The sequence below is a fragment of the Salinicola salarius genome, from assembly GCF_003206135.1.
GTDB lineage: Bacteria > Pseudomonadota > Gammaproteobacteria > Pseudomonadales > Halomonadaceae > Salinicola > Salinicola salarius.
The window spans coordinates 1-11,879 of the sequence record NZ_PZJT01000013.1 but is presented as its reverse complement, the minus strand read 5'-3'; the positions used below and the strand labels follow the sequence as shown (position 1 = coordinate 11,879).

11 protein-coding genes are annotated in these 11,879 nt (G+C 61.0%); 6 read left to right on the top strand and 5 right to left on the bottom strand.

The window, feature by feature from the left end; all coding sequences use genetic code 11:
* The first annotated feature begins 56 nt into the window (after nt 1-56).
* Nucleotides 57-1,163 (top strand): AI-2E family transporter, encoded by a 1,107-nt coding sequence (locus DOM32_RS12710; RefSeq protein WP_071231620.1) that lies wholly within the window; start codon nt 57-59, stop codon nt 1,161-1,163.
* Nucleotides 1,164-1,360: 197 nt separating this feature from the next.
* On the opposite strand, the gene trxA is transcribed toward DOM32_RS12710, so the two are convergent.
* Nucleotides 1,361-1,684 carry a thioredoxin gene (trxA, locus tag DOM32_RS12705; RefSeq protein ID WP_110635052.1) on the bottom strand — a complete coding sequence of 108 codons (324 nt, stop codon included), beginning with the start codon at nt 1,682-1,684 and terminating at the stop codon, nt 1,361-1,363.
* Nucleotides 1,685-1,925: 241 nt separating this feature from the next.
* Here trxA and cysB point away from each other — a divergent pair, with 241 nt between their 5' ends.
* Nucleotides 1,926-2,894: an HTH-type transcriptional regulator CysB gene (cysB, locus tag DOM32_RS12700; RefSeq protein WP_071231618.1), complete on the top strand. Its 969-nt coding sequence runs from the start codon at nt 1,926-1,928 to the stop codon at nt 2,892-2,894.
* A 130-nt stretch (nt 2,895-3,024) separates the two neighbouring features.
* On the opposite strand, the gene DOM32_RS12695 is transcribed toward cysB, so the two are convergent.
* The 4 genes from DOM32_RS12695 to pabB all read right to left on the bottom strand — a co-directional run bounded on the left by DOM32_RS12695 (nt 3,025) and on the right by pabB (nt 7,149).
* The gene (locus tag DOM32_RS12695) at nt 3,025-3,645 is read right to left on the bottom strand and encodes a phosphoadenosine phosphosulfate reductase domain-containing protein (RefSeq protein WP_110635049.1); all 621 of its coding nucleotides are present in this window, start codon (nt 3,643-3,645) and stop codon (nt 3,025-3,027) included.
* A 165-nt stretch (nt 3,646-3,810) separates the two neighbouring features.
* Nucleotides 3,811-4,593: an ABC transporter ATP-binding protein gene (locus DOM32_RS12690; protein ID WP_110635046.1), complete on the bottom strand. Its 783-nt coding sequence runs from the start codon at nt 4,591-4,593 to the stop codon at nt 3,811-3,813.
* Complete coding sequence (locus DOM32_RS12685) at nt 4,590-5,669, bottom strand: FecCD family ABC transporter permease (RefSeq protein WP_244179913.1); 1,080 nt, start codon at nt 5,667-5,669, stop codon at nt 4,590-4,592. The genes DOM32_RS12690 and DOM32_RS12685 overlap by 4 nt, the downstream gene beginning before the upstream one ends.
* A gap of 79 nt (nt 5,670-5,748) precedes the next feature.
* Nucleotides 5,749-7,149 (bottom strand): aminodeoxychorismate synthase component I, encoded by a 1,401-nt coding sequence (gene pabB / locus DOM32_RS12680; RefSeq protein ID WP_110635043.1) that lies wholly within the window; start codon nt 7,147-7,149, stop codon nt 5,749-5,751.
* Between the two features lie 321 nt (nt 7,150-7,470).
* Here pabB and DOM32_RS12675 point away from each other — a divergent pair, with 321 nt between their 5' ends.
* The 4 genes from DOM32_RS12675 to prpD are packed head-to-tail and all read left to right on the top strand — an operon-like array spanning nt 7,471 to nt 11,793.
* Nucleotides 7,471-8,217 (top strand): GntR family transcriptional regulator, encoded by a 747-nt coding sequence (locus tag DOM32_RS12675; RefSeq protein WP_110635041.1) that lies wholly within the window; start codon nt 7,471-7,473, stop codon nt 8,215-8,217.
* Complete coding sequence (prpB, locus tag DOM32_RS12670) at nt 8,214-9,098, top strand: methylisocitrate lyase (RefSeq protein ID WP_071231613.1); 885 nt, start codon at nt 8,214-8,216, stop codon at nt 9,096-9,098. The genes DOM32_RS12675 and prpB overlap by 4 nt, the downstream gene beginning before the upstream one ends.
* A gap of 35 nt (nt 9,099-9,133) precedes the next feature.
* Nucleotides 9,134-10,258 (top strand): bifunctional 2-methylcitrate synthase/citrate synthase, encoded by a 1,125-nt coding sequence (gene prpC / locus DOM32_RS12665; RefSeq protein ID WP_110635247.1) that lies wholly within the window; start codon nt 9,134-9,136, stop codon nt 10,256-10,258.
* A 50-nt stretch (nt 10,259-10,308) separates the two neighbouring features.
* Complete coding sequence (gene prpD, locus DOM32_RS12660; protein ID WP_110635038.1) at nt 10,309-11,793, top strand: 2-methylcitrate dehydratase; 1,485 nt, start codon at nt 10,309-10,311, stop codon at nt 11,791-11,793.
* Nucleotides 11,794-11,879 lie beyond the last annotated feature (86 nt).

Genomic DNA, 11,879 nt, shown 5'->3' with positions numbered 1-11,879 from the left:
GTGCGAGGATCATGCTACTGTCTCGATTCACAGGATGTGTCACTAGGATTATCACTATGTCGTCCGGGCAGGAACCCACGTTTCGGAACGTTCCCTTCAATCTGATGCTGACGCTGGCGTCGCTGACGATCATCATCGCCGGGATACGCGCCGCCGAAAGCCTCATCATCCCGATACTGCTGTCGCTGTTCATCGCCGTGATCTGCGCTTCGCCAGTCCACTGGCTCTATCGCCGAGGGGTCAATCCCTTCGCGGCCGTACTGATCACGCTGCTGATACTGGGCGGGTTGCTGGCGCTGTTCGGCACCTTGCTGGCCAACAGCTTCGCGATGTTCATGGACAGCTGGCCGGAAACGCAGAAGCAGCTCCAGGGACACTATTTGACCCTGCTGGAGTGGCTGGCCAACCAGGGGTTGTCCGTTTCGCCGCAGCAACTCTCCAACATGGTCGACGACTCCAGCGACCAGAGCTGGGTTTCCGGCTTTCTCAGCGGTCTGGGCCTGGTCTTGTCCCAGAGCCTGGTCATTCTGCTGATGGTCAACTTCATGCTGTTCGAGACGCTGGATTTTCGCCAGAAGGTGGCCAGGGCACTGACCAATCCGGGGCCGAGTCTGGAGCGGTTCACCGAGTTCAGCTACAACCTCAAGCGCTACATGGCGGTAAAGACCGTGATCAGCCTGATCACGGGGGTGCTGGTCACGATTTCGGCCTGGCTCGTCGGGGTGAAGTTCGCGCTGCTCTGGGGGGCGCTGGCTTTCATTCTCAATTACATTCCCAATATCGGCTCGGTGCTGGCCGCGGTGCCGCCGGTCCTGCTGACACTCGCGATGCCGGACGGCGGGGTAGTGAAGGCGCTGATCCTGTCGGGTACCTATCTCACCATCAACTTCATTCTTGGCAACATCGTCGAACCCCGCGTCATGGGCCGAACGATGGGACTATCGACGCTGGTCGCGTTTCTTTCCCTGGTGGTCTGGGGGTGGGTTCTGGGGCCGGTCGGCATGCTGCTGTCGGTACCGCTGACGATGACGCTCAAGATCGCGCTGGACAGCCATCCCGAGACGCGCTGGATCGCCAAGATGTTGAGCCCCTCGGAGCGTAGACGGCGGCGTCAGCGCAAGGCTCAGGAAGCGCTGGATGAGCTGGAGGAAGAAATCGAGTAGCGATCAGGTAGCGTCAGGCACCGAAGATTCGACCGGCCGGACCCAGTTCGAGAGCAGGCTGGCTTGGCCTCTCAAGGTTCCGACTGCCGTTCGGTCATCCGGCGACCGGAATGGCGGCCATGAAAAAGCCGCACTCACGAGAGTGCGGCCTTGAGAATATGGCGAAACCGAGACTATCTGTCGGCGGTCTGCCGGTATCAGCCGTTCTGTTCGAGGAACTGCGTCAGCTGGGACTTGGACTGCGCGCCGACCAGCGAAGCGACCTTGGCGCCGGATTTGAACAGCATCACCGTGGGAACCCCGCGCACCCCGTGCTCGGAGGCGATCTCCGGGGCGTCATCGACGTTGACGCTGACGACCTTGATATCCTCGGCCTTTTCATCGGCGACTTCGTCGACGACGGGCGCCATCATCTTGCAGGGACCGCACCAGGGCGCCCAGAACTTGAGCAGAACGGGCTTGTCCGAATTCAGCACTTCCTGTTCGAAATTGGCCGTGGTGATATCGACGTTGTTGGACATGACGTTAACTCCTGTAGACATTGGGCTCTTACCGAGCTTATGGCGTCGATGTTAGCCCTTGCATGGGATGCTGGCAAATATCCTGGCTTATCGAAACGATAGCGCCAAGTTATTAAAGGTCATTTTTTCATATCCGGAATAGCGTTTTTTGGCCTTCACGTGCTGCCACTTATTGCGTAAAGTAATCTTTAAATCGTTTCTTATGCCATTTTTGGTGAGTCGGGAAGCCACGAGGTCGCTTATGAAGCTTCAGCAGTTGCGCTATGTATGGGAAGTGACACGGCATCAGCTCAATGTATCGGCGACGGCCCAAAGCCTGTTCACGTCGCAACCCGGTATCTCCAAGCAGATTCGGCTGCTGGAAGATGAACTCGGTGTGGAGATTTTCGCGCGCAGCGGCAAGCATCTGACTCGCGTGACACCCGCCGGGGAGGCGATCGTCGAATTGGCCGGCAAGGTGCTGCGAACGGTCGAGGATATCAAGCACGTCGCGCAGGAACATAGCGACGAACGCCGCGGTAACCTGGCGATTGCCACCACGCACACCCAGGCACGGTACGTGCTGCCTGGCGTAATCAGCGAGTTTCGCCAGAAGTATCCGGATGTCGCTCTTCACATGCAGCAGGGGACGCCGAAGCAGATCGCGCAGATGGTCAGTGAAGGGTCCGCGGATTTCGCGATCTGCACCGAGTCGCTGGAGCTGTTCAACGATCTGGTACTGCTACCGTGCTACCGCTGGAATCGTTGCGTGCTCGTACCCAAGGGGCACCCGCTGGCCACCGGCGAGCTGACGCTCGAACGCGTCGCCGAACATCCTCTGGTCACCTACGTTTTTGGCTTTACCGGTCGTTCGCAGCTCGATGATGCGTTCAAGTCCCGGGACCTGACGCCCAATGTCGTGCTTACTGCGGCCGACTCCGATGTGATCAAGACCTACGTGCGCCTGGGACTGGGGATTGGCATCGTTGCGCACATGGCCGTCGACCCCGTTGCCGACAGCGACCTGATCGCCGTGGATGCGTCGCATCTGTTCGAGAGTTCCACCACCAAGATCGGCATACGTCGCGGCACCTTCATGCGTACCTACATGTATGACTTCGTCAAGCGCATGGCACCACACCTCGATCGAGAAACCGTCGAGGCGGCGCTGGCGGCGGGGCCGCGGCACGAGGCCGAGCTGTTCGAGGGAATTCAGCTGCCGGTGCTGTAGAAATCGTGTCGTAGAGGCCGGTTCCTGTCGGGATCGTTTCCAGCAGACGATCTTTTTCTCAATGCATGAGCCCCGCCACTGGCGGGGCTCATGCGTTGTAGGGTGCGGACCGAGCGAGACGCGTTGCCGGTCAATGTTGCAAATGCAGACCGCACTCGCGCTTTTCTTCCACCTTGGTCGGATCGAAGTAGTCGAAGTTGTTGGGCAGGTCGTGCTGCTGCAGGTATTGATACATCTGCTTGGCGGTCCAGTGCAGTACCGGAGCCACTTTCAAAAGCCCGCCGGCATTGCGGGACAGGGGCTGCATGCGCGAGCGCTCCGCGGTGTCTTCTGCCCGCAGTGCCGTGAACCAGACATCCGGCGCCGTCTCGGCCAGGGCGCGGCGGAACGGTTCGAGCTTGACCTCTTCGGTGAACGCCGCGTGACGCGGGTCGTCGATCTGCGGTGTCGGGCCTTCCACTGCCTCGCGATGGGCCCGTGAGCGAAGCGGGTGGTAGATGGTCAGGTTGAGGTCGAGTTGCCTGGTCAGTTCCTCGGCGAAGCGATAGGTCTCCGGCGTGTTGTAGCCGCTATCCATCCACACGACGGGAATATCGGGGCGCACACGAGTGACCAGGTGCAGTATCACGGCCTCGAACGGACGGAAGTTGGTGGTGCAGATCGCCTTCTGATCCAGGCTCAGTGCGAATTCGGTAATGGCCAGCGGATCGTGGCCGATTTCACGGTTCAGGGCATCGAGGTCGAACGCCATGGCTGACTCCTTCAGGGTGGTCACGCCGCAAGGTGGGCAAAATCCGACGGGGCGTGGAATGGCTGTCACTCTAGCAAGGGCGGCCAGGCATCGACCAATACCGTTTGGTTAGATGGATATATAACCAGATTATCTAGTTGGCATTAGAAATCAATCTTCTGATTATTAGTCACCCAGCCGGTGCAGGGCCGATAGCGGGATGACACGAGGCGGGGCGTCGATCGGCCATTCCACATGGGCTTCGATAGCATAGATGTCTCGCAGGCGCTCGGGGGTCAGCACTTGCTCTGGCATGCCGCTGACAATGTGTCGACCTTCCTTCACGACCCACAGATGATCGGCGAAGCGGGCGGCCAGGTTGAGATCGTGAATCGCGAGAACGATGACGATCCCTTCGCGGCGCGCCAGACGCCGAAGATAGTCGAGCACCTGCAGTTGGTGGTGCAGGTCCAGCGCGCTGGTCGGTTCATCGAGCATCAGCAGCTTCGGTTTCCGCACGATCGCCTGCGCGATCGCGACTCGCTGGCGCTGACCGCCGGAAAGCGTGACCAGCTCGCGTTCGGCCAAGGGGTCGAGTTCCAGAGATGTCAGGGCTCGTTCCACCGCCGACAGCGCGGTGGCGGCGGGCTCGGCAACCTGCGTTCGACGAGAGAGCAGGACGGCTTCGAAAACACTCAGCGCTGCCTGGGTGCTGGTGTCCTGAAGGAGATAGTAGAGGCATTGGCTGCGCTGCTCGAGCGACAGCGCATCGAGTTGCCGTTCACCCAGCCTGATGCGACCGCTGGCCGCTTCGATGCCGGCGATCGCCTTGAGCAGCGTCGATTTGCCCGAGCCGTTGGGGCCGATCAATGCCGTGATCTCGCCCGGGCTTGCGCTCAGGCCGGAAACGTCGTGCAGTATTCGACGCTTCCCCAGCGAACAGTCGAGATGATCGATGGTGAGAGTCATCGCCATGTCTCCCGGCGCGAACGCAGGATCAGCGAGACGAAGAACGGCAGGCCGATCAGGGCCGTCAGGAGGCCGATCGGTAGCAGGATGCCGGGAATCAGCGTCTTCGAGAGGATCGAGGTCAACGACAGAATCAGCGCGCCGGTCAGCGCGGACATCGGCAGGAACACGCGCTGGTCTTCGCCGACCAGGAGGCGCGCGATGTGTGGACCGACCAGGCCGACGAAGCCGATGGTTCCCACGAAGGCGACGGCTGTCGCCGACAGCAGTGCGCAACACAGCAGCATGCGCAGCCGAAGTCGACCGACATCGATACCCATCGCCTTGGCCTGAACGTCTCCCAGCCGCAGGGCGGTCAGTTGCGACCGGGCCCTGATGAAGGCCGGCATCGTGATCATCAACGCCAGGCCGGCGAGCCCGAGCTTTCCCCAACTGGCCTTGTCCAGGCTGCCCAGCGACCAGAACATCAGCTGCTGCAGCGACTCGGCGGAAGCGACGTACTGCAGGATTCCCAGCAGCGCGTTGAAGAAAAACATGATCGCGATGCCCATCAGCACCATCGTCTGGATGCTGACGCCGCGTAGTCGACTCAAGGCCCATATCGCCAGGGAGGCGAACATGGCCAGCAGGAAGGCGTTGCCGGTCAGCAGCAGCGTGCCGGCCACCGGCAGGAGGCCGAAGTCGAGCACGATGGCCAGCGCGGCGCCGAAGCTGGCCGCCGAAGAGATGCCGAGCGTGAACGGGTCGGCAAGCGGATTGTCGAGCAGTGTCTGCATTTCCGCGCCAGCGACGGCGAGACTGGCGCCGACGATGATGGCCATCAAGGCGACCGGTAGCCGAATCTCCCACACCACGATCTCGAGAATGCGGGACACCTCCGACGGTGCCACCAACGCTTTCAGCACGTCGGGAAGGGCATAGGCCCCGGGGCCAGTAGCGACATCGACCAGGAGCGAAATCAGGACCGCCAGGGCGGCCAGGGCGATCAACCTCCGCTGACGCCGCTGGCGGGCCAGGTAGCGGACTGCCGTGGATTCCGGCTTCGCGGTGTGAGACAAGCGAGTGGTGGCTTTCAAGGCAAGAATCGATGTCTGGAGGTGGGGTCGGGCAGCGTCAGCCAAGGAGAGGCTATCAGAAATCGGGCTCGCGACGGCTTCAACCCGCTAACGCCTGCATCAATCGTGCGATCTTGGCCAGCGTTTCCTGATACTCGGCCTCTTCGTCGGAATCCGCGACCAGCCCACCGCCGCCCCAGATATGCAGCGTGTCGCCATCGGCGATGACGGTACGGATCGCGATCGAGGTGTCGAGACGGCCGCGACGATCGAGATAGCCGAGGCTCCCACAGTAGACGCTACGTTGGGAGGGCTCCAGCTCGTCGATGATCTGCATGGCGCGATGCTTGGGGGCGCCGGTGATCGAGCCGCCGGGAAAAGCGGAAGCCAGCAGATCCAGCGGCTTCGCGCCGACTGCGAGTTCCCCATGCACGATACTGACCAGATGATGGACATTGGCATAGCTCTCCAGTCCGCAGAGCTGGGGAACCGTGACGCTGCCGGGCCGGCAGACACGACCGAGGTCGTTGCGGAGCAGATCGACGATCATGACGTTCTCTGCGCGATCCTTGGCGCTCTGTCGTAGCTCTGCCGCCAGGCGCTGGTCGTCCTCGGGCGTCGAGCCGCGGGGGCGAGTCCCTTTGATCGGGCGGGTTTCGACCCGTCCATCGGCGATACCGATGAAGCGTTCCGGCGACAGCGACAGGATGGCCTGGTCCTCCCACGCGAGATAAGCGCCGTAGGGCGTCGGGGTGGCCTGACGAAGACGTTGGTACGCCTGCCAGGTGCTCCCCTGAAAATGGGCGGTAAAGCGCTGGGCCAGATTGATCTGGTAGCAGTCTCCCGCGTGAAGGTAGTCCATGACCCGTTGAAAGCGCTGTGCATAGCCGGCGCGATCCAGGTCGGCCACGAAGGGGCTGGTCAGGGTGAAGTCGGGCCGCGTCGAGGTTGCAGGCTCGTCCAGCCAGGCCATGACCTGCTGGCGACGTTCGGCCGTGGCTACAACAAACGTGCGCCGGGCATGGTGATCCTGAACCAGCGCCCAGTCGTAGAGCCCGAGCCTGGCCTCGGGCAGCCCGGGCTCCGGTCGCCGGGCGTCTCGGCGGGCAGCGTCGTCCGTCGCATCGTGAGGCTTGACCAGCGAATAGCCCCAGTAGCCGAGCAGACCGCCGAGAAACGGAAGGGCGCTGGCCCGCGCTGCGACAGTATTCGACAGTCTCGGCAGCAGTTCGGTCTCGGCGTGCTCCAGCAAGGCCTGTTGCGCTGCAAAGGGGGCGGCGGGCAGTGGTATCGACGGCTCGCAGCGAGGGTGGCCGTCTTCGATGGTCAGCATCGCCAGCGGATCGCTGCTGAGAATGTCGAAGCGTCCACCCGGGGCGCTCGGACGGCCGCTGTCCAGTAATACGGCACCGGGGCGCTGCTGCAATCGTTCGAAGAGCGACGTGGGGTCGGAGGTATAGGGAAGGTCGGCTATCTCGAGCCACGGTCGCGCGTCAGCCATGAACACCTTTTCCTGACGAATGAAACAACGACACGGCATCGAAAGCCTTGTCATGCAGGCAACGATTGCCTGGCGCAAGTTTATCGGGAGTCGTGATGATGAGCGAGGTCTTTGCGCTCTCGTGGGCGAACGTGAACGGTGCCGGGAGCGGAAGCGTATCTGCCGGTGTCTGGCCGCTTGCGGGAACTGATTGTCGACAATGATGCAAAAAGAAGTTTGTGCTTTTCGACTAAAGTGCGATATCTGCGACGTTTTTTCCATTGCCCCGGGAAAACGGGGCGCCTATGATTGGATCTTCGCCCTTTGATTGTTAACAACTTAATGTTTCAACCAACTTCCGATGCACACGATGCCGACACCGAACTTCCTGTAGTTCGAACCCTGGCCGAGCGCGTTTTCCACCAGCTTCAGCGTGCCATCGTTCGTGGCGAGCTGCCGCCCGGCACGCGCATCACGGAGCCGGACCTCTCGTCGCATTACGGTATCTCCCGGGGGCCGTTGCGGGAAGCCATGCGCCGATTGGAAACCTATCGCCTGATCGAGCGCGTGCCTCATGTCGGCGCCCGGGTCGTCAAGCTGTCGATGGACGAGCTGCTGGAACTGTTCGATGTTCGCGAGGCGCTGGAAAGCATGGCGGCGCGACTGGCCGCGAAGTCGATGACCGCCGAGGAAATTGCCGGGCTGCGAGAGTTGCTGGCTTTTCACGAACGTCAGGAAGACTTGTCCAGCGGAGAGGCTTATTACCAGCGCGAGGGCGATCTCGACTTTCATTATCGCATCGTGCAGGGCAGCCACAATCGCATGCTGATGACCTTGCTGTGCGACGACCTCTATTACCTGGTGCGGCTCTATCGTACCCAATTCAGCGCCAAGGGTTCCCGGCCGCAGCGAGCGTTCGTCGAGCATCATCGTATCGTTGATGCGATCGAAGCGGGCGATGCCGAGCTGGCCGAGCTGCTGATGCGCCGCCATGTCAGCGCCTCTCGCGAGAATGTCGCTGCCCATTATGCCCGTACGCTGGGAGAGGAGGCGTCCGACTCTCCCGCAATCCCGAGGATCGAATCATGACTCAACCAAGCCCCGGCGCCCGCTTTCGTGAAGCGCTCGATAGCCACCGTCCGTTACCCATCGTCGGCGCCATCAATGCCTATAGCGCGATGATGGCAAAGGCAGTCGGGCATCATGCCCTTTATCTGTCCGGTGGCGGGGTGGCCAACGCCTCCTACGGGCTGCCGGATCTGGGCATGACCACGCTCAACGATGTGGTGGAAGACGCCCGCCGTATTACCGGCGCCTGCGATCTGCCGCTGCTGGTAGATATCGATACCGGCTGGGGCGGAGCTTTCAATATCGCCCGCACGATCAAGGAAATGGAGCGCGCCGGTGTTGCCGCGGTTCACCTCGAGGATCAGGTGGCGCAGAAACGCTGCGGCCATCGGCCCAACAAGGAGATCGTTTCCCAGTCGGAGATGGTCGATCGTATCAAGGCGGCATCCGACGCCCGTCACGATGCGGATTTCTATCTTATCGCGCGCACCGATGCCTTCCAGAAGGAGGGTTTGGCTGCGGCGATCGAGCGGGCCAACGCCTGTATCGAGGCGGGCGCCGATGCGATCTTTGCCGAGGCGGTGCATACCTTGGATGACTATCGGGCGTTCTGCGAGGGCGTCGAGGCACCCATTCTCGCCAACATCACCGAATTCGGGGCTACGCCGCTATTTACCCAGCAGGAACTCGCCGAGGTCGGCTGTCGCATGGTGCTTTATCCGCTCTCGGCTTTCCGTGCGATGAATGCCGCGGCACTCAAGGTGTATCGGGATATTCACGCCAAAGGGCATCAGCGGGATGTGGTCGATCTGATGCAGACACGAGAAGAACTCTACGACTTTCTCGACTATCACGCCTTCGAACGCAAGCTCGATATGCTCTTCGAGAAAGGGGGCGACTGAGTCGCAGCAGGAAAAGATTATTGGAGGAGATCATCATGGTGGAAAAACTCCAGAGCACCGGCCTGCGCGGGCAGAGTGCCGGCTCGACCGAACTCTGCACGGTGGGCAAGAGCGGCTCGGGACTCACCTATCGCGGCTACGACATCCAGACATTGGCGGAGAAGGCGCGTTTCGAAGAGGTCGCCTACCTACTGCTCAAGGGGGAGTTGCCCAATCAGCGTCAATTGGATGACTACGTCGCGTTGCTCCAGCGTTCCCGTTCGCTGCCGGAGGCGTTGAAGAAGGTGTTGGAGCAGGTCCCGTCCGATGCGCATCCGATGGATGTGCTGCGCACAGGGACTTCCATGCTGGGCAATCTGGAAACCGAGCAGCGCAGGGAAGACCAACAGCGCCACGCGGACCGGCTGCTGGCGGTCATGCCGTCGATTCTCAATTACTGGTATCGATATTCACATTACGGCGAGCGCATCGAGACCGAAACCGACGACGACTCCGTGGGTGGTCATTTCCTGCATCTGCTTCACGGCAAGCCGGCCTCCGAGTTGCACGCCAAGGTGATGAACGTCTCGCTGATTCTCTATGCCGAGCACGAGTTTAACGCCTCGACCTTCACGGCGCGGGTGTGTGCGTCGACACTGTCGGATCTGCACAGCTGCGTTACCGGGGCGATCGGCTCGCTACGCGGACCATTGCATGGCGGTGCCAATGAAGCGGCGATGGAAATGATCAGCCGCTGGTCGACGCCGGACGAGGCGGAGCGCCATATTCTCGAAATGCTCGAGCGCAAGGACAAGATCATGGGCTTCGGCCATGCGATCTATCGCGAGTCCGATCCTCGTAACGCGATCATCAAGGGATGGGCCAGACAACTGGCGGATGACGTGGGCGACAATCACCTCTATGCGGTGTCGCAGCGTGTCGATGAAGTCATGTGGAGAGAGAAGAAGCTCTTCCCCAATGCCGATTTCTATCACGCCAGCGCCTATCACTTCATGGGCATTCCCACCAAGTTGTTCACGCCGATCTTCGTTTGCTCCCGTTTGACGGGATGGTGCGCACACGTCTTCGAGCAGCGCGCCAACAACCGTATCATCCGCCCCAGTGCCGATTATGTCGGACCGGAAAAACGCGACTGGGTGCCGATCGAGCAGCGTCAATAATATCGGCTTCGAACATCGAGCCGGACAAGTCACAAATCAAAGGAAATGCCATGAGTGCCAACGTCGATTTCAACCAGCGCCCCGATTACGATCCGGAGCTTCAGGCGATTGCGGATTACGTGCTCGACTATCGCATCGAAAGTCGGGAAGCGCTGGATACCGCGCGGCACTGCCTGATGGATACGCTGGGATGCGGGCTGTTGGCACTGCGTTTTCCGGAATGCACCAAACATCTGGGCCCGCTGGTAGACGGTACGATCGTCCCCCATGGGGCTCGGGTGCCCGGCACGCAGCTTCGACTCGATCCCGTGAAGGCGGCCTGGGATATCGGCTGCATCATCCGCTGGCTGGATTATAACGATACCTGGCTGGCGGCGGAGTGGGGGCATCCCTCCGATAATCTCGGCGGCATTCTGGCAGTGGCCGATCATCTTTCCCAGCAGCGCCTGGCAAAGGGCGAACAACCGCTGACCCTTCGCGATGTACTCGATGCCATGGTCATGGCCCACGAGATACAAGGCGTGCTGGCGCTGGAGAACTCGTTCAATCGTGTAGGTCTGGATCACGTCGTGCTGGTCAAGGTGGCATCGACGGCTGTGGTCGCCAAGCTGATGGGCGCCAACCGCGAGCAGCTGCTCTCGGCGCTATCGCACGCTTTCGTCGACGGGCAGAGTCTGCGTACTTACCGTCACGCACCTAACGCCGGATCTCGCAAGAGCTGGGCGGCAGGGGATGCAACGTCCCGGGCGGTCAGGCTGGCCGATATGGCGATGCGGGGCGAAATGGGTATCCCGGGCGTGCTTTCCGCGCCGCAGTGGGGGTTCTACGATGTCCTGTTCAGCAAGACCAACAGGGATCAGGCGATCAAGCCCGAGGCCGAGCGCGCTTTTAGTGTATCTCAGCCCTACGGGACTTACGTGATGGAGAACGTCCTGTTCAAAATCAGTTTCCCGGCGGAGTTTCATGCCCAGACCGCGGCCGAAGCAGCCGTCGCGCTGCATCCCTTGGTGCGCGATCGCCTGGACGAGATCGAACGGATCGTGGTGACCACGCATGAATCTGCCATCCGCATCATCTCCAAAGTGGGGGAGCTCGCCAACCCTGCCGACCGGGATCACTGCCTGCAGTATATGGTCGCCGTACCGCTGGCGTTCGGTGATTTGACCGCCGAGCACTACGAGGACGACTTCCATCGGGCGCACCCCGTCATCGACCTCCTGCGTGACAAGATGGAGATCGTGGAAGACGAACGATACAGCCTTGAATACCACCAGGCGGACAAGCGCTCCATCGCTAACGCCATTCAGGTCTTCTTCAATGACGGAACGCACACTGACCGGGTGGCGGTGGAATATCCCTTGGGGCATCGACGTCGACGAGAGGAGGGGATTCCCCTGTTGAAAGAGAAGTTCCGCCGTAACCTGGCAACGCGCTTTCCTGCACAACGTTGCGAGCGGATACTCGCCTTGTATGAAGATGTCGCGCGGCTCGAATCGATGCCGGTCGATACTTTCCTGGAACACTGGACCATCTGACGAAAGAAGGCCTCGAGATGACCGTCTGATGACGGCTGGCTCACGTTGCCAACTTTTTCTTCATTCAGGGGTTGCCAAGCGGGCCG

Excerpts from the sequence above, each read along its gene's own strand:
- DOM32_RS12710 (WP_071231620.1), top strand. The coding sequence starts at position 57 with ATGTCGTCCGGGCAGGAACCCACGTTTCGGAACGTTCCCTTCAATCTG.
- trxA (WP_110635052.1), bottom strand. The coding sequence starts at position 1,684 with ATGTCCAACAACGTCGATATCACCACGGCCAATTTCGAACAGGAAGTG.
- cysB (WP_071231618.1), top strand. The coding sequence starts at position 1,926 with ATGAAGCTTCAGCAGTTGCGCTATGTATGGGAAGTGACACGGCATCAG.
- DOM32_RS12695 (WP_110635049.1), bottom strand. The coding sequence starts at position 3,645 with ATGGCGTTCGACCTCGATGCCCTGAACCGTGAAATCGGCCACGATCCG.
- DOM32_RS12690 (WP_110635046.1), bottom strand. The coding sequence starts at position 4,593 with ATGACTCTCACCATCGATCATCTCGACTGTTCGCTGGGGAAGCGTCGA.
- pabB (WP_110635043.1), bottom strand. The coding sequence starts at position 7,149 with ATGGCTGACGCGCGACCGTGGCTCGAGATAGCCGACCTTCCCTATACC.
- DOM32_RS12675 (WP_110635041.1), top strand. The coding sequence starts at position 7,471 with ATGTTTCAACCAACTTCCGATGCACACGATGCCGACACCGAACTTCCT.
- prpB (WP_071231613.1), top strand. The coding sequence starts at position 8,214 with ATGACTCAACCAAGCCCCGGCGCCCGCTTTCGTGAAGCGCTCGATAGC.
- prpC (WP_110635247.1), top strand. The coding sequence starts at position 9,134 with ATGGTGGAAAAACTCCAGAGCACCGGCCTGCGCGGGCAGAGTGCCGGC.
- prpD (WP_110635038.1), top strand. The coding sequence starts at position 10,309 with ATGAGTGCCAACGTCGATTTCAACCAGCGCCCCGATTACGATCCGGAG.